We start from the raw sequence: 16,340 nt of genomic DNA, 5'->3' as shown, positions 1-16,340 counted from the left end.
GATCAGCGGGACCGTCTTCGACTACACAGGCTTCGGTGCGTCCGGGTGGGAGGGCTCGGCAGACACGTCCTCGGCTTCTTCATCGGGCCTGTGGGCCAGCCGGTAAAGAATCGGCAGCACGAGCAGCGTGAGCAGCGTGGATGAAAGAATTCCACCGATCACCACAGTGGCCAGAGGACGCTGGACTTCCGCGCCGGTGCCTGTGGCGATGGCCATGGGAATGAAGCCCAGCGAGGCCACCAGGGCGGTCATCAGTACCGGGCGTAACCGAGTCAGGGCGCCATCCCGGATCGCTTCATCCAGGCCGACGCCGCCTTCCCTCAGGCTGCGGATGTAGGAAATCATCACCAGTCCGTTGAGCACCGCCACCCCGGACAGCGCAATAAAGCCAACGGCTGCGGAGATGGACATCGGGATGTCCCGAAGCCACAGGGCCAGAATGCCCCCTGTCAATGCGAATGGGATGCCGGTGAAGACCAGCAGACCATCCTTGGCATTGCCGAACATCGCGAACAGCAGCACGAAGACCAGCAGCAAGGAGACCGGCACAACGATCTGCAGGCGCTTGGTAGCCGACTGCAGGTTCTCAAAGGTGCCACCCCAGCTCGTCCAGTAGCCGGTGGGGATCTTGATCTGCGCCAGACCTTGCTCCGCCTCTGCCACGAAGGAGCCCACATCGCGCCCGCGCACGTTCGTGCTCACGACGATGCGGCGCTTGCCGTTTTCTCGGCTGACCTGGTTGGGGCCGGGTGCCAGCTCGAACGTTGCGACCTCACCCAGCGGGATGAAGTTCGTCTTGGCTTCCGTTGCACCGGCAGAGCGCGGCAGCGGTATGGGTAGCCGCTTCATGCCTTCCAGGTCGTTGCGAAGCGTCTCAGGCAGGCGAACGAGGATATCGAACCGGCGGTCTCCCTCGAACATGGTGCCGGCCTCACGACCACCAATGGCTGTGGCCACGGTGTCCTGGATGTCGGCAACGTTCAACCCGTAGCGCGCTGCCTTCTGGCGGTCAATGTTCACCGTGAGCATCGGAAGGCCCGTCGTCTGCTCGACCTTCACCTCAGAGGAGCCCTGGATCTTTTGCAGCATGGCGGAGACTTCTTCCGCGGACTTGTTCAACACGTCCATGTCGTCTCCGAAGATCTTCACTGCCACGTCGCTGCGCACCCCTGAGATCAGCTCGTTGAAGCGCAACTGAATGGGCTGGGAGAACTCGTAGTTGTTGCCGGGGATCTTGCCAATGACTTCCTGGATCGCAGCGAGCAGTTCATCACGGGTCTTTCGAGGCTCGGGCCATTCATCCATCGGCTTGAGCATGATGTACCCGTCAGAAATGTTCGGCGGCATGGGGTCCGATGCGATTTCCGCCGTCCCAGTTCTGGCGAAGATGCGCTCGATTTCGGGGAACTTCGCTTTCAGCGTCTTTTCGATCTGCTGCTGCATCGCCACCGACTGGGAAAGGCTGGTGCCCGGAATGCGCAGTGCCTGAATAGCGAAGTCGCCTTCATTGAGGTTGGGCACAAACTCGCTGCCCATGCGGGTCGCGATCAATCCGCACAGGACCACTGCAACCGCGGCAATGGTGAGAACCAGCGTCTTGGCGCCCATCACGCGATCAAGCATGGGGCCGTACAGGCGCTTGGCGTGGCCCAGCAGAAAGTTTTCCTTCTCGCTGACACGATTGCCGATGAAGAGGGCCACCGCTGCCGGGATGAAGGTTACCGACAGGATCATCGCGCCCACCAAGGCGGCGACCACCGTGAAGGCCATGGGGTGGAACATCTTCCCTTCAACGCCCGTCAGCGCAAAGATAGGCAGGTACACCACCATGATGATGAGCTGTCCGAACAGCAATGGGCGGCGTGACTCCTGGGATGCCAGGAACACTTCATGAAAGCGCTCTGCCCGGGTCAGCGGCCGGCCGTGGTGCGCCTGCGCATGGGCGAGCCGCCGAACGCAGTTCTCCACGATCACCACAGCGCCGTCAATGATGATGCCGAAGTCCAGGGCCCCCAGGCTCATCAGATTGGCACTCACCTTGTAGTGGACCATCCCGGTGAACGTGAAGAGCATCGACAAGGGGATGACCATTGCCGTGATGACTGCGGCCCGGATATTGCCCAGAAAGAGGAACAGGATCACGATCACCAGTACCGCGCCTTCCAGCAGGTTCTTCTTGACGGTATTGATGGCCTTGTCGACGAGCACGGTACGGTCATAGACCGTCACCGCGTGCACGCCCTCTGGGAGGCTCTTGTTGACCTCCAGCATCTTCTTGTCCACTGCCTGCGAGACGGTCCGGCTGTTTTCTCCGATCAGCATGAACACCGTGCCGAGAACCACCTCGCGCCCGTTGTCAGTTGCGGCACCCGTTCGCAGTTCCCGGCCAATGCCCACCTCGGCCACGTCGCGCACGCGCACAGGGACACCGTTGGCACTGCTCAGGATCACGTTGCCAATGTCCTCCAGCGACTTGACCTGTCCAGGGGCACGAATCAGGTACTGCTCGCCGCGCTTTTCGATATACCCAGCGCCCACGTTGCCGTTGTTGCGGTCCAGTGCCGTGACGACGTCTTGCAGCGTCACGCCCAGCGAGGCAAGTCGTTCCGGGATGGGGGCGATCTGATACTCCTTGGCAAAGCCGCCAATGGAGTTGATTTCGGTCACGCCAGGAACGTTTCGCAGCTGCGGCTTGATGATCCAGTCCTGGATCTCGCGCAGGTCGGTCGGGGTGTAGGGACTTCCATCGGGCTTCCTGGCCCCATCCTTGGTTTCGACGGTCCACAGATAGATCTCGCCCAAACCGGTTGAGATGGGCCCCAGGGCTGGCGTGATGCCGGCGGGCAGCCGGTCTCTGGCTTCCTGGATGCGCTCATTGACCAACTGGCGCGCGAAATAGATGTCGGTTCCGTCTTTGAAAATGACGGTCACTTGCGACAGTCCGTACCGTGACAGCGACCTGGTCTGCTCCAGGTTCGGCAGGCCGGCCATGACTGTCTCGATGGGATACGTGACCCGCTGCTCGGTCTCCAGAGGCGAATAACCGGCGGCCTGGGTGTTGATCTGAACCTGGACGTTGGTGATGTCGGGGACCGCGTCGATGGGCAGCTTCTGGTAGCTGAAGACGCCCAGCGCCGCCATGCCCAGGGCCGCCAGCAGCACCAGCCATCGCTGCTCGATCGAGAATCGGATGAGTTTTTCAAACATGTATGCGCTCCGGGATCAGTGCGTGTGTTCGGCAGATCCCTTGCCGAGTTCGGACTTCACGACGAAGCTGCCTGTCGAGGCGTAGGGCATGCCGGGCTTGAGGCCCGACAGGACCTCGATGCGCTTGCCATCGCTTCGGCCCAGCTTCACAGGTTGGGCGATGAAGCCGCCGTCGACCTTGAGGAAGACCACGGGCTTTTCTCCGACGTTCTGGACTGCGTCGGCCGAGATGGTCACAGGCGCTGCCGTTTCTTCGGACACCACCTCGACATTGACGAACAGGCCGGGGCGCCAGGCGCCCTTGGGGTTATCAAGAACGACGCGGGCCTTGGCGGTACGGGTCTGCTCACCGATCAACGCGCCCACGAAAGCGACAGTGCCCGTGGCGGAGGCATCGAAGGCGGTGGCCTTGATGGTGACTTTCTCGCCCACCCGCACCGACGGCAGATCCTTTGCAGGAACATTGATCTCAGCCCACACCGTGGAAAGGTCCGAGATGGTGAACACCGCCGCATCTTCCTTGACGGCCTCGCCAAGACTCAGGTGCTTCTCGATGACGATGCCGTCAAAGGGCGCGCGCAGTTCGATACGGTTTAGTCCGGACACGGACGAGGTGGACAGGCCCAGCGCACTGAGCTTCTGATTGGCGTTGGCGACAGCGACCTCCGCTTCGCTCAACGCCTGCCTGGCCTGCAGGTAGTCCTGTTCGGCAGAGACCTTTTGCTCCCACAGCTTCTTTTCCCGCTCGTAGGTGGTCTTGGCCAGCGCCAGGCGCTTTTGCGCCGTCTGCAGCTCGCTGCGCTGCTCCGAAGCGGTCGGGCTCGCGATGGCGGCCAGAACCTGCCCCTTTTTGACGACCTGGCCCAGGCTGGCGCTGACACTCTCCACCACACCCGCCAGACGGGGAACCACGTGCGAAGTCCGGTCCTCGTTCAGCCGGATTTCGCCGGGCAAAAGCAGCGCCGTCTTGATGTTGGCTGCCGACGCAGAGTCCACCGTAATGGAGGCGGCCTTGATCTGGGCATCGGTCAGTTCGATCTTTCCCTCTTCCTTGCTCATCACGAACATGAAAGGTTCGGTGGCCGTCTGCGCAATGATCTCGATGTCGAACGCGTGGGGTTCGGCCACGATCTCGCGGCTGACCAGGCTGTCCTTTTCTGCGGCAAACGTCAGCTTCTGCTTGTCGTCTGTCGGGCGTGTCACTGTTGCCGTGACCGTTGCCGCGGTCAGGGGGAGCGGCTTGTCCTTGTCGGACAGCCAGATCCGCAGCCGAGGCTCGCCACCGTCTTCGGACAGCAACGCTTCCAGGCTGAAGTCGCCTTCCTTGAACACGGTACCGCCGTGGGGGCCCTTGGCCTGGCTCTTTTCATGGTGCTCGCCATCGGCGTGGCCTTTGTCGTCGTCGTGGCCTTTTTCACCGCCCTTGCCGTGGTGTTCTCCATCACCGTGCCCCTTGGCCTCGGTATGGCTGCCGTGGCCGTGGCCATCGCCCTCGGCAGCGACTGCTTTGGGCTTGCCGCCGCCTTGCAGGATGAAGGCTCCGGCCCCGACCCCTAGCGCGAGGACAACGGCAATAGCGATGAGATGCTTTTTGCTGATGGTGGATGTGCTGGTGTTCATGGTCATGCTCAGTTGTGCGTTGCGATCAAGCCGGAAACCGTGCTGGCCCCGAGCAGGCGGTCGACATCCGCCGCCGCGCGGTGTGCCTCGCCCAGGGCTTTGAGGTACTGGGATTTGGCGGTGAAGTAGGTGCGCTGGGCATCGAGCACCTCCAGGAAGTTGAACTTTCCGTTCTCGAAGCCAATGGTGGCCGCGTCGTATGCCGACTTCGCGCCGGGCAGGACGTCCTGTTGCAGCGACTGGATCTCCGCAGTGATGGTCGAAAGGCGTTCGCGCGCCTGCGCCACTTCGCTGTGCAGGCGCACCGTGGCCCCTTGCAACTCGTCACGGGCCTTGTCCTCAAGCTTGAGCGCTTCCAGCAGGTTGCCCTGGTTGCGGTCAAACACAGGCAGAGGCACGGAGACACCAAACAGCAGGACGTTGCGTTGGGTCTCGTTGCTGCGCTGCATGCCGACGCTGACGGTGACATCGGGCACGCGCTTGCTTTGCTCCAGTTCAGTCAGGGCCTGGCGCCGATCCACCTCGATCCGGGCGAGGACAACGCCTGGCGAAGAAGATATCAAGGGCTGAAGATCGGCGAGGGGCGGTACCGCGGGAAGGTTGTCGGCTTTGCCCTCGAGGACGGTGAACGGCGCGTTGATCTGTCCCACCAGCGCAAACAGGCGAGACAGTGCATTGCGTTGTTCGCTGGCTGCCTGGGCGAGCTCGACGCGAACGCCGGCTTCCGCAACGCGGGCCTTGGACTCTTCCACAGGTGACACCTTGCCAGCGGCTACGCGCTTGGCCACGGTATCCGTCGACGACTTGGCCAATGCCACGCTGTCTTTGGCGAGCGCCAATCGCTCCTGCGCCGTCAGGACATCGAAGTAGGCTGCGGCCACATTGGCCCGCACGGTCGCCTTCAGCTCAGCGAGCTGGGCCGCCGCCTGCTCGCGTGACTTTTCGGCCGCTTTGGTACGCGCTGCACGCTTTCCCCCCAATTCCACGGGAAGGTTGAGCTGCCAGCTTTGCGTACGTGTTTTGGACCGTGCGTCCTCCAGCGAGTAGGCAAGCTCGGGATTGGGGCGTGAACGCCCTTGAAGAATCTGCCCCTCTGTTGCCTCCAACTGGCGCGTAGCGGCAGCCACCTCTGGATTCCCTTCCAAGGCCAACTCGATGGCCTTGGCCAGCGACAGAGGCCCAGCGGGAGACACCGCGGCAGTCTGGGGATCCTGTGCTCCAACGACTGGATCTTGCGACGTGCCCTGAGAAAAGGCCCCGCCCGAGAAGGTCAGCAATATGGCCGCGGCACCTGCCGCGAGCCTGAATTTAGTGCGGCCGCGCCATGCGTGCGGCTTTCCTTGAAGGTAAATACCCTTGAACATCCGATTCTCCAGTGGTTTCAAAACACGAGGGAATCGGCGGGGTGGCAACCGTGCAGCTGCCTGGCAAATCGTCAGTCAATGCAGCCGCGACAAGCGCAACTGCATCCGCCAGGAGGCGGACACGAAGGACTGAAAGAAGGAGAGATGCCCCCGCCGATCAGGCGAGGACGGGCCACTGTGGGCGGTCGGGGGGGGTGGGCGTTACAGCCGCCAAGCGCTCACCTGACGGTGAGTCCACACGGCTGTCATGGCAGATGCGATGTTTTGCACAAGACCAGTTGAGGGCCCCGATGCCAGCACCATGGCAAACCGAGCAGTCGACATCGGACATGTCTGCGCCTTGGCCGGTCTTGTCGGCTTGGCCGATCCCGCTTTTGGCTTCGTGCTTGTGTTCGTGATGCCCCAGATGCTGCGCCTGGGCGGTCGAGTTCTCGTGCATGCAATAAGCAGCCACCGCGGACCAGCTGAACTGGAACGGGAGCAATGCAAGCATAAAAACGACGATCAGGCGGCGCATTTTTTGAGTCTAGCACGCGGTCCGGAAAACTTCGTGTGACGATCAGCCGCCCGAGCCGTACAGTTCCTGGATGCGCTGTTTTTCAGCGGCTGACATGTTCAGATATTCCTGCTGCACCTGCTCACGCGTCTTGGAGCCGCCCGTTGCCTTGACAGGCAGTGCACCACCCCGTGACAGGATCGCCAGCGTACCGTCCTTGCGCGCGACGTCGACCGACCGGAGCACGTCGCCACGGGACATGTTGCTTTGCACGTGGTCGGGATGGGTGGTCATTCCCACTTCACCGCCGGCGGGATGGTAGAGCGCCGAAGCAGATGCCAGGCCTGGGGCCGCAATGGCAAGGGCAAGGGCAATCAGGGAGAGTGGGAGGGGTTTGCGAACGGTCATGGTGTGGTCCCTTGATTCGGATGAGCCAGCGGCGACTTGCCCGGGCTATGCCTTTCGACACGGTGGGACTGTAGAAATCGGCGCGCGACAAGGCGCCAACAGCCAGATGACAAATTCGTAATCTACGAACAGGAGGCATTCTTCGAGAATGGCACCATGAAAATTCTGCTCATCGAAGACGAAGTCAAGCTGGCGGAGTACCTGCGCAAGGGCCTCGGAGAGGTCGGCTATGTGGTGGACGTCGCCCACAACGGCGTGGACGGCCTGCACATGGCCCTTGAAGGCGGCCACGATCTGCTGGTGTTGGACGCGATGCTCCCAGGGATCGACGGCTTCAGCCTGCTGACGGCCTTTCGCAAGACCAGGCAGACCCCTGTCTTGATGCTCACAGCCAGGGTCAGTGTCGAGGATCGGGTGCTCGGACTTCAGACGGGTGCCGATGACTATCTGGTCAAGCCCTTTGCGTTTTCCGAGTTGAGCGCCCGCATCCAGGTTCTGCTCAGGCGTAGCCACGGAGCACGGGACACGGCAGAGCCCACGCAACTGCGTTTGGCCGACCTGGAGATCGACCTGGTGCGGCGCAAGGCGACACGAGGCGGTCAGCGCTTGGAGTTGACTGCCAAAGAGTTCCTGCTGCTGACCCTTTTTCTGAGAAGGAAGGGAGAAGTGCTGTCTCGCACGGAGATCGCCGAGCAGGTCTGGGACATGAACTTCGACAGCGATACCAACGTGGTGGAGGTCGCCATACGGCGCCTGCGTACCAAGATCGATGTGCCCTTTGACACCGCGCTTCTGCACACCATCCGCGGTATGGGGTACGTCATGGAAGAGCGCAACGGATGAAGGCCCTGGTCCAACATCGCTCATTGCGCCAGCGGTTGTCGTGGTGGCTGGCACTTCAGAGCTTTGCCGGGCTCGGGCTGGTCTGTCTGGCCGTCTACCTGGTGACCGAATTCAACTTCCGAGATCGACAGGAGGAAACGCTGGCGCAAAAGGAAAACGTCATCCGGCACTTGCTGGCGGACGGCAAGGAGCACGGGGATTCGGAAGACCTTGCTCACAAGCTCGATGATTTCCTGGTGGGGCACGGAGATCTTTCGCTTGAAGTAGCGCAGGCCGATGGGGCCGTCCTCTACGCCCATACCCGCAACCAGAATGAAAAGACGGTCTGGCGCCAGCGGCAGTTCGAAGTGGCGCAGTCTGCAGGCCAGACACCCTCAAAGAGTCTGCGCGTCCAGCTGTCGCTGGACATCCAGACCGACAACCAGTTGCTGCACCGGCTTGCAGTCACATTGCTGGTGGCAGCCATTGGCGGGGCCGTCGTGGTTTCGCTAGGCGGCTTCTCCCTGGTCAACCTGGGCCTGGCGCCCGTTCGAAGACTGGCCAGCCAGACGCGCGCCGTTTCGGCGGACAACCTCCACCAGCGGCTCGATGGCGCGGAGCAGCCCCTTGAACTCGTGCCGCTGATCGACCAGTTCAATGCACTCCTGGCTCGCATTGAAAAGGCCTACTCCCAGATGGAGGGCTTCAATGCGGACGTGGCGCACGAGTTGTGCACGCCTTTGGCCACGCTCATTGCCAACAATGAACTGGCGCTGCGGCGCCCCGAGCAGGCGGATATTCGCGAGGTGCTGGCGTCCAATCTGGAGGAGCTGCATCGCCTGACCGGTATCGTCAACGACATGCTGTTCCTGTCCCAGGCGGATCGGGGCGTGGGAGCGCGTCGCGTGCCCGTGGCAAGCCTGGCATCGGTGGCAGCCGACGTGCTGGACTACCACGAGGCGGCGCTGGCCGAGGCGGGTCTCACCGCGAAAGTAGTCGGCGATGCGCATGGCACCTTCGACGTGCCGTTGTTGCGCCGGGCTTTGTCCAACCTGCTGGGAAACGCAACCCGCTACGCGAGCACTGGCTCCATCGTGCAGATCAACTTGAGAACTGTTGACGAGGACCGCGTGCTGATCAGCGTCACCAACTACGGCAACACCATCGATCCCGAAATACTTCCCCAGCTGTTTGACCGGTTTTTCCGGGCAGATCCTGCTCGCAGCCATGGGCAGAGCAACCATGGCCTGGGCCTGGCCATCGTGGGCGCGATTGCCCGCATGCACCAGGGCAAGCCGGTGGCCAGGTCAGAGAACGGAGTGACAAGTGTCGGGATAGAGATTCGCGCTCACTGAAAATCAGCGTCGTTTGTTGGCCCGCTGCCTCGGAGCCACGCCAATATCATGATGAGCACCTGGCGGGTGGGCTTCGCTGGGCTGCATGTGATTGTGTTGAAGTGCCGCATTGGCCAAGCCGCCCAAGATGCCGCACTCACCGGCGGGATGGCCTGGTGAGTACTGTTGTTGCAAGCTGCGCAATTCCGACTCCAGTGCCTGGAGTTCCCGGATGCGAGAGACCACGTGCCCGATGTGCTCCCGAAGAAGCGCGTCCACTGCGCCGCAGTTTTCATCCGGAGCGTCCTTGAAATGCAACAGCACCCGGATCTCATCGAGCGTCATGTCCAGGCAGCGGCAATGGCGGATGAAGGCCAGGCGCTCGACATGGCTGCTGTCGTAGACCCTGTAGTTGCTTTCTGTGCGCATCGCGATCGGCAGCAGGTTCTCGCGCTCGTAGTAGCGGATGGTCTCTGTCTGCGTGCCTGTGGCCTTGGCAAGTTCGCCGATTTTCATGAAGCGTCCTTCGCAAAATCTGGTTTACGTAGGACAAGGCGGCGACGTCTCGAAAGTCGCTTGACTTTAAGGTCACTACAGGGTTTCCAATTAGGCCATGAAAACAGAAACCAGCACTTCCTCCAGCGTTGTTGACACCTGCTGCTCCTCGGGCTGCTCCAGTACCGTTGCCTCGGCTTCTGCCGCCGCAAGCAGCCCAGGCCAGGGCACGCTGTTCCGAATCCCCACCATGGACTGCAGCGCCGAGGAGTCGGAGATCCGGCGGGCGCTGGAACCTCTGGAGGGAATCAGGTCCTTGGGTTTTCAGCTCGGCGCGCGCACGCTGAAGATCGATGCGGACGATCGCGCCTTGCCCCTGGCGCTGGATGCTATCCGCAAGGCGGGCTTCGATCCACAGCCGGTCGCCACTGCGGCAAGCACCCAGGGTGGCCAGGGCCGGGTGTTTCGCATTGCGACCATGGACTGCAGTGCCGAGGAGGCGGAGATTCGCCGGGCGCTGGAGCCTCTGGATGGAATCCACTCGCTGGGTTTTCAGCTTGGCGCACGGACGCTAAAGATCGACGCTGAGGAAAGCACCTACCCGTTGGCACTCGACGCCATCCGGAAAGCGGGCTTCGATCCGCAGCCTGTGGCCGGTTCTGACGGCGGACAGGCGGGTGCATCAGCCGACGACCACGACCAAGGACATGGTTTTGCAGGCGGCATTTCCCGGTTGGTGGCTGCGCTGGTGTTCGCGACTGGGGCTGAGGTCCTTTCCTTCTTTGCACCCGACCAGATGGCCTGGAAGGTGGCCGGCATGGCCATCGCTGCCGTGGCCATCTGGCTGGCGGGTATCGACACCTACAAAAAAGGCATTGCGGCACTGCTGCGCGGCAAGCTCAACATCAATGCGCTGATGTCGGTGGCCGTCACGGGCGCATTCCTCATCGGTCAGTGGCCTGAGGCTGCCATGGTGATGGCCCTGTACGCGATTGCTGAACTCATCGAGGCCAAAGCCGTGGACCGGGCCCGCAACGCCATCAAGGGCTTGCTGGAACTGGCCCCAGAAGAGGCACTGGTTCTGGGAGCAAATGGGTCGTGGTCTGCTACACCGGTGGCTTCGGTGGCCATTGGAGCAACCGTGCGCATCAAGCCAGGCGAACGGGTGCCGCTGGACGGCAAGGTGACCAAGGGCAACGGGGCCATCAACCAGGCGCCGGTGACTGGCGAGAGCATTCCCGTGGACAAGGCGCCTGGCGACCAGGTGTTCGCGGGGACCATCAACGAGACTGGTGAACTGGAGTTTGAGGTTACTGCCTTGTCCAGCAACACCACCCTGGCCAGGATCATCCAGGCCGTGGAGCAGGCGCAGGGCACGCGTGCACCGACGCAGCGCTTCGTCGACCGCTTCGCCTCGATCTACACCCCTGCTGTCTTCGCCATTGCCGTGGCGGTAGCGGTGCTGACCCCTTTCCTGATGGGCCTGACTTGGCTGGAGGCGCTATATAAGGCCTTGGTGCTGCTAGTGATCGCCTGTCCGTGTGCTCTGGTCATTTCCACGCCCGTCACAGTGGTCAGCGGATTGGCCGCGGGAGCGCGCCGCGGGATCCTGATCAAGGGCGGAACCTACCTGGAAGACGCCCGGCTCCTGAAAGCCGTTGCGCTGGACAAGACGGGCACCATCACCGAGGGCAAACCCAAGCTGGTGAAGTGGCAGGTATGGGGCGCTGGCGATGAGGGCGCTATCCAGCAGATGGCCGCCAGCCTGGCGGCCCGTTCCGATCACCCCGTTTCCAAGGCGATTGTTCAGGGACTGGAGGCACAAGGCCCCGAGGCTGAGAACTTCAAGGCCTTGCCCGGGCGCGGTGTCGAGGGCGTGGTCAATGGTGCGCGCCTGGTGCTGGGCAATCACCGGCTGATTCACGAGCAGGGCTTGTGCGGACCGGACCTGGAGGCGGAGCTGGCCATCCACGAAAAGCAAGGCCGCACGGTCACCCTCCTGGCAGACGACTCGCGGGTTCTGGCGCTCTTCGCGGTAGCGGACACCATCCGCGAGACCTCAAAGCAGGCCATCGTCGATCTCAAGGCACTGGGAGTGACCTCGGTGATGCTGACCGGCGACAACACGGCCACTGCAAAGGCCATCGCAGCACAGGCCGGCATTGATGATGCCCGCGGGGATCTGCTGCCCGAAGCCAAGCTTGATGCCATCAAGGAGATGCAAAAGCGCTATGGCGCCACCGGTATGACCGGCGATGGCATCAATGACGCGCCGGCGCTGGCGCAGGCCGACATCGGCTTTGCCATGGGCGGTGCGGGGACTGACACGGCGATGGAAGCGGCCGACGTGGTCATCATGAACGATGACCTGCAGCGCGTCGCCGAGACCGTGCGCCTGTCCAAGCGCACCCATGCCGTTCTCTGGCAGAACATCACCTTGGCGCTGGGTATCAAGAGCGTTTTTCTGGTGATGGCGGTGGTGGGCACTGCGACCATGTGGATGGCCGTTTTTGCGGACATGGGGGCCAGCTTGCTGGTGGTGGGCAATGGACTGCGCCTGCTTCGCGGCACGCGGGTCGAGCCTGCCGCGAAGACCCAGCCTGCGCAGCCCAAGGAGCATGCCCATTCCCACTAGCGATTGCCCGGGACGCACGATGCCTATTTGCCCGCCTTGGAGACCTCCTGGGCTACCAGCTCAGCCAGTTGCTTGGCGCCAAAGCTGGGCAACGGCCGCCCATTCACAAAGAAGGTCGGGGTCTTGTCGACCTTGAGGGCAGTCAGGTCCTGCACATCCTGCTGCAGCATCGCTTCCAGCGTGGGCGATGCTATGTCGGCCCGAGCTCTCGCCATGTCCAGACCTGCCTGCTCGGCCGCACTGTAGGCCAATGCCAGATTGGGATTTCCATGGTCTGCCCACTGTGGCTGTGCCGCCAGCAGGGACTCCAAGACCACGAGGTACCTGTCCTGCAGCCGCGCGGACTCCAGCAGCTTGACCACCTCGCCCGAGCCCTGGTGGAACGGTGCATACCGGATGACCAACCGTACCTGGGAGGGATACCGCTGCATGAGATCTTTCACGACCGGATAGAAAGCGCGGCAGGTCTCACATGCGGGATCGAAGAATTCGACAATGGTCACGGGCGCCTCTCGGGGGCCGATGACTGGCGAATGCATGCGCACCAGCCGCTCAGACTGCCCGGCGGCATGCTGCTCTTGGTTGCTGGTCACATGGCTCTGGTAGAGACTCGCACCGACCGCGAAGGCTGCAAGTGCGACGCCCAGCACGAGGGCGATGATGTATTTGCGGTGGATCATTTGGCTGTTTTGCGCAGATAAAGACAGAGTGAAACGGCGATGACAATGAACGCCGCCAAGGAAAGCCAGGGCAGTTCAATGCCATAGAAAAAGTCGAGCTTCTGATCGGCGCAGGACACGCCTACAGCGCATGGAACCCATGCCCTGGGAACCAGGCCTGCAGCCAGAAGGCTGTGGTAGCCCGCTACGGCCGCGCCTGCAAGCGCCAGGGGCGGGGTCCCCTCGTTTTCAGTGCAATAACTGGCGGTACGCAAACCCAGCACTGGCGCGGGGGTGGTGTTGGTAGATCGTTGATTCTGTTGGCTTTCCTGTTCACCTTCAAATCCGGGATTCGTGGCGTCAAACCGTGATCGGTTTCATCCGTTGGTGCCAGTTATCGGTGCTCCCTGCCGCGAGGGCAGGATTTGGTCGGCATAACGGTCAACAGGAAAGCGGATCACGCCTCGCAGGTTGATGCTTTCCAGCCTGGTGGGAGCAATTTTTCCGATCAGTTCCGGCGGAATGGCCTGGCGGCGGTTCGACCAGCGATCCAGAACAGCCTGCATTTGTGACGTGTTCCACGCCATGACGATGTTGGCCAGCAGACTCAACGCGTCGGCCACAGCCTGCATTTCGTCCACACGTTTGGCCTGTGCCGGGCTGATCCGGCCGGTGTAAATGGCGCGCTTGAGGGCGTTGACCGCCTCCCCCCGGTTGAGCACCCGGCGCAATTCATTCCTGAAAGCGTCCTTAACAAAGTAGTCGGCAAGGAACGCGGTTCGCAGCAAACGTCCCAATTGCACGCCAGCGTCATAGATGGGGTCACCCTGGGCAGCAGAGCCAAACCGCGCCAGTGCTGCCACCGCACTGGCGTGACCACTCATGACCGAAGCCGCCAGATGCACCAGGCTGTCCCAATGCTTTTCGATCAGGGCAACGTCAACATTGGCCTCGCACACCGCAGCTATTTCGGCTGGCACCTTGGCGCCGCGAGGCACGAACAGGTGGCGTTGTTTCAATTCCTTCAACCGCGGGCAAAGATCAAAGCCCAACAACCGGGCCAGTGCCATCGCAAAATCGGTGTAGCCGTGGGTGTCCACCGCCAGTTGGCTGGTTTCAAGGCGTTCCTGACGTATGACGCCTTCAATGGCCACGCCAGCTTGGCGCTCATTGAGCACGAAGGGCTGTGCGTGAAAGATTCCCCAGCGGTCGCGTACATGGGAGTAGATGCCAATGGAGGGCGTGTTGCGCCGGGGATCAAGCCGGGCCTGCCATACCCGCTTGGTTGTCTCCATGCTCATCATGTCAGAAGACGCCAGGTCTGAACGGCCCCAAGTGGTGGCGATCGGGTGGCGTTGCATAAACTCCAGCACCGCCTGGCAAGCCTGACTCAGACGGCGTTCGTCCCGTGCCCAGCGCATGGCCTGGCGGATGCTGGTGGCAGACAACTGCGGAATCATGCGCGCGCATTCGATGGCTGTCAGACTGGTGCCGTGGGCCATGATGCCGGCATAGACCATCAGCAGTTCCGCTGTTGACCGTGGTTCACGGCCGAGCATGATCCAGCTGAAGCGCACCTGGGCGTCAACGGCCAGAATCACTTCAGGCAATTGCACTTCGCCGATGCGGTGATCCAAAGCCGCCCGTAGCTTGGTGACTTCGGGGTCTTCGTCTTCGGCGGGTAAAACTGAGAGGTGGAGTTCATCGTCGACGCGCAGTACGCCACTGCGTGCCGCCGCAGCCACAGCATCGACACCTGCAGTTACCTTGGCCAACAATGGCTTCAGAAAGGTGGCCGCCTTGCCGGGCAGCGACAGACGGGCATAGTGCTTCTTGGACTCGTCCTTCCAACGTTCGTCCGTGAAGAACAGGCGTGCACGGCCCCTAAAACTCAAGCTGTGCTCGATCCAGACCGATCCATTGCGCACCGCGCGGCGCAGGGCAAACAAGGTGGCAACCTCCAATGCCCGAAACGCCCGTTCCCGGTCTGGGCTGGATATGGCGGCTTGCCAGACCTTCCCCAGGCCTGGCGCGACAACGCCATCCGGCAACTTTCTGATGTTACTGGCGTAATAGGCGCTCAATTTCGTCAGGGCGTCGATGGTGGGATGCTCTCCGGTGGCTTGCCATGGAAGCTTTGCAATTGCCACAAGCAGTGAGCGTACGGGGCGAATGACATCAATCAATCCTTCGCGCACAAGGGAGGCCCGACTGGGTGGCTTGCGTTTCTGGGTTTCGATGACCAAGGCTTCAAGCCGTGCGCGCAGCTCGGCGTCCGGCACAGCGCCCTGGGCGCTCAAGGCCACGAGTTCGGCCAGTAGCGTTTTGTACATCGCCGCCCAGTTGACGGTGGCGGGGACCTCGGCAGCGGTCTGGCGCCACAGATCGGCAATCCGGCGCTGCACCATCAAAATCAACTGGTCCGTGGTGGTGAACAGGCAATACCGCAGAAAGCAGGCGACCTCCACGGTGCGCGCGGGTTCCTTGATCTTGGCGCCGGCAGACGGCGGCCGAGAGACTAGTCGGCGCGCGTAACGGCGCAAGATGAGATCGGGGATGTCGGTCAGGTGTTTATGAACGTCCAGCTCGTACAGCAGATCGATGCGTTCAAGTACCTCGCTGATTTGGCGGGTTGAGTGCTTGGCCGGCGCCGACCACAGCCAGCTTTGTTGGGTTTGTCCATCTGGGCGCAGCTCTGCAACCGAGGTTCGCCACCGATCAAGGGTTGCCGGATCGACGCTGGCGGCGATTGCAGCACCTGTCTCCGCTTCGAGCTGGGTGAGTGCGCTCGCAATCAAAGTCCGGATGGCCCGCTCGTGCACGATCACCAGCTTATTCTTGTACAGCCATTGGCGGGCCCTCCCGAGCAGTTGATCGCGGTCGGCGCAACGGGCCACTTCGTCCCGCAGTTCACGCACCAGGGAGCGGCGTTGGTGCTCGCTCATCCACCGAAAACCAAGGGCCGTGCACGCTACTTGCTGGTGATCGAACAGTGTCTTCTCCCGCCCGTACAGCGTGCGCAGCGAAGCCACATCAGGGGTGGCAATGCCAAGTTCCTCGCTCAAGTGGCGCCACAGGGCGACGGGAACCACCCGAAAGGCATACAGCAGGCGGCCACTCATGCGCAAAAACCCGATATGCAGCGCCAGACCGAGCTTGTGGGCGTCACCCCGGCGCGCATTGATTGCCTCGCGCTCTGCACCATCGAAGGTGAAAAACGCCTTCATCTCGAAGTCACTGATATCGCGGGGCAGCTCACGCATCCCCAAAAACGTCGTTTGCCAGTCCTGCATCGTGAAC

Annotated in this window: 12 protein-coding genes; 3 read left to right on the top strand and 9 right to left on the bottom strand. The window is 62.1% G+C overall.

The window, feature by feature from the left end; genetic code table 11:
* Nucleotides 1–21: 21 nt before the first annotated feature.
* The 5 genes from C8D04_RS13535 to C8D04_RS13515 form a co-directional block, all read right to left on the bottom strand.
* Complete coding sequence (locus C8D04_RS13535; RefSeq protein ID WP_116005320.1) at nt 22–3,207, bottom strand: CusA/CzcA family heavy metal efflux RND transporter; 3,186 nt, start codon at nt 3,205–3,207, stop codon at nt 22–24.
* A 15-nt stretch (nt 3,208–3,222) separates the two neighbouring features.
* Nucleotides 3,223–4,833 carry an efflux RND transporter periplasmic adaptor subunit gene (locus C8D04_RS13530; protein WP_116005319.1) on the bottom strand — a complete coding sequence of 537 codons (1,611 nt, stop codon included), beginning with the start codon at nt 4,831–4,833 and terminating at the stop codon, nt 3,223–3,225.
* A 2-nt stretch (nt 4,834–4,835) separates the two neighbouring features.
* On the bottom strand, nt 4,836–6,191 hold the full coding sequence (locus tag C8D04_RS13525; RefSeq protein ID WP_116005318.1) for a TolC family protein: 1,356 nt from the start codon (nt 6,189–6,191) through the stop codon (nt 4,836–4,838).
* Nucleotides 6,192–6,348: 157 nt separating this feature from the next.
* Nucleotides 6,349–6,684, bottom strand: a complete 336-nt coding sequence (locus C8D04_RS19205; RefSeq protein ID WP_347708430.1) for a hypothetical protein — start codon at nt 6,682–6,684, stop codon at nt 6,349–6,351.
* A gap of 66 nt (nt 6,685–6,750) precedes the next feature.
* Nucleotides 6,751–7,095, bottom strand: coding sequence for a DUF4148 domain-containing protein (locus C8D04_RS13515; protein ID WP_116005316.1), 345 nt, complete (start codon nt 7,093–7,095; stop codon nt 6,751–6,753).
* A gap of 156 nt (nt 7,096–7,251) precedes the next feature.
* Between C8D04_RS13515 and C8D04_RS13510 the strand changes: the two genes are divergently transcribed.
* The gene (locus tag C8D04_RS13510) at nt 7,252–7,938 is read left to right on the top strand and encodes a heavy metal response regulator transcription factor (RefSeq protein ID WP_116005315.1); all 687 of its coding nucleotides are present in this window, start codon (nt 7,252–7,254) and stop codon (nt 7,936–7,938) included.
* Nucleotides 7,935–9,272 (top strand): heavy metal sensor histidine kinase, encoded by a 1,338-nt coding sequence (locus C8D04_RS13505; RefSeq protein ID WP_116005314.1) that lies wholly within the window; start codon nt 7,935–7,937, stop codon nt 9,270–9,272. Before C8D04_RS13510 ends, C8D04_RS13505 begins: the two co-directional genes overlap by 4 nt.
* Nucleotides 9,273–9,275: 3 nt before the next feature.
* Here C8D04_RS13505 and cadR read toward each other — a convergent pair whose 3' ends face one another.
* The gene (gene cadR, locus C8D04_RS13500) at nt 9,276–9,767 is read right to left on the bottom strand and encodes a Cd(II)/Pb(II)-responsive transcriptional regulator (RefSeq protein WP_116005313.1); all 492 of its coding nucleotides are present in this window, start codon (nt 9,765–9,767) and stop codon (nt 9,276–9,278) included.
* A 90-nt stretch (nt 9,768–9,857) separates the two neighbouring features.
* Complete coding sequence (locus tag C8D04_RS18740) at nt 9,858–9,998, bottom strand: hypothetical protein (protein WP_165829135.1); 141 nt, start codon at nt 9,996–9,998, stop codon at nt 9,858–9,860.
* Here C8D04_RS18740 and C8D04_RS13495 point away from each other — a divergent pair.
* Entirely contained in the window at nt 9,997–12,381 is a 2,385-nt protein-coding gene (locus tag C8D04_RS13495) for a heavy metal translocating P-type ATPase (protein ID WP_116005312.1), read from the top strand. The genes C8D04_RS18740 and C8D04_RS13495 overlap by 2 nt on opposite strands.
* A gap of 23 nt (nt 12,382–12,404) precedes the next feature.
* Here the strand turns inward: C8D04_RS13495 and C8D04_RS13490 are convergent, their stop codons facing one another.
* Both C8D04_RS13490 and C8D04_RS13480 read right to left on the bottom strand, forming a co-directional pair.
* On the bottom strand, nt 12,405–13,061 hold the full coding sequence (locus tag C8D04_RS13490; RefSeq protein ID WP_116005311.1) for a thioredoxin domain-containing protein: 657 nt from the start codon (nt 13,059–13,061) through the stop codon (nt 12,405–12,407).
* 356 nt (nt 13,062–13,417) lie between these two features.
* Nucleotides 13,418–16,333, bottom strand: coding sequence for a Tn3 family transposase (locus C8D04_RS13480; protein WP_116006189.1), 2,916 nt, complete (start codon nt 16,331–16,333; stop codon nt 13,418–13,420).
* Between the last annotated feature and the right edge of the window lie 7 nt (nt 16,334–16,340).

The organism is Simplicispira sp. 125 (assembly GCF_003096555.1).
GTDB lineage: Bacteria > Pseudomonadota > Gammaproteobacteria > Burkholderiales > Burkholderiaceae_C > Simplicispira.
This window is presented reverse-complemented; position numbering and strand designations above follow the sequence as displayed.

Bases quoted from the DNA above. Each gene is read 5' to 3' on its own strand.
- C8D04_RS13535 (WP_116005320.1), bottom strand. From the start codon at position 3,207: ATGTTTGAAAAACTCATCCGATTCTCGATCGAGCAGCGATGGCTGGTG.
- C8D04_RS13530 (WP_116005319.1), bottom strand. From the start codon at position 4,833: ATGACCATGAACACCAGCACATCCACCATCAGCAAAAAGCATCTCATC.
- C8D04_RS13525 (WP_116005318.1), bottom strand. From the start codon at position 6,191: ATGTTCAAGGGTATTTACCTTCAAGGAAAGCCGCACGCATGGCGCGGC.
- C8D04_RS19205 (WP_347708430.1), bottom strand. From the start codon at position 6,684: ATGCTTGCATTGCTCCCGTTCCAGTTCAGCTGGTCCGCGGTGGCTGCT.
- C8D04_RS13515 (WP_116005316.1), bottom strand. From the start codon at position 7,095: ATGACCGTTCGCAAACCCCTCCCACTCTCCCTGATTGCCCTTGCCCTT.
- C8D04_RS13510 (WP_116005315.1), top strand. From the start codon at position 7,252: ATGAAAATTCTGCTCATCGAAGACGAAGTCAAGCTGGCGGAGTACCTG.
- C8D04_RS13505 (WP_116005314.1), top strand. From the start codon at position 7,935: ATGAAGGCCCTGGTCCAACATCGCTCATTGCGCCAGCGGTTGTCGTGG.
- cadR (WP_116005313.1), bottom strand. From the start codon at position 9,767: ATGAAAATCGGCGAACTTGCCAAGGCCACAGGCACGCAGACAGAGACC.
- C8D04_RS13495 (WP_116005312.1), top strand. From the start codon at position 9,997: ATGGACTGCAGCGCCGAGGAGTCGGAGATCCGGCGGGCGCTGGAACCT.
- C8D04_RS18740 (WP_165829135.1), bottom strand. From the start codon at position 9,998: ATGGTGGGGATTCGGAACAGCGTGCCCTGGCCTGGGCTGCTTGCGGCG.
- C8D04_RS13490 (WP_116005311.1), bottom strand. From the start codon at position 13,061: ATGATCCACCGCAAATACATCATCGCCCTCGTGCTGGGCGTCGCACTT.
- C8D04_RS13480 (WP_116006189.1), bottom strand. From the start codon at position 16,333: ATGCAGGACTGGCAAACGACGTTTTTGGGGATGCGTGAGCTGCCCCGC.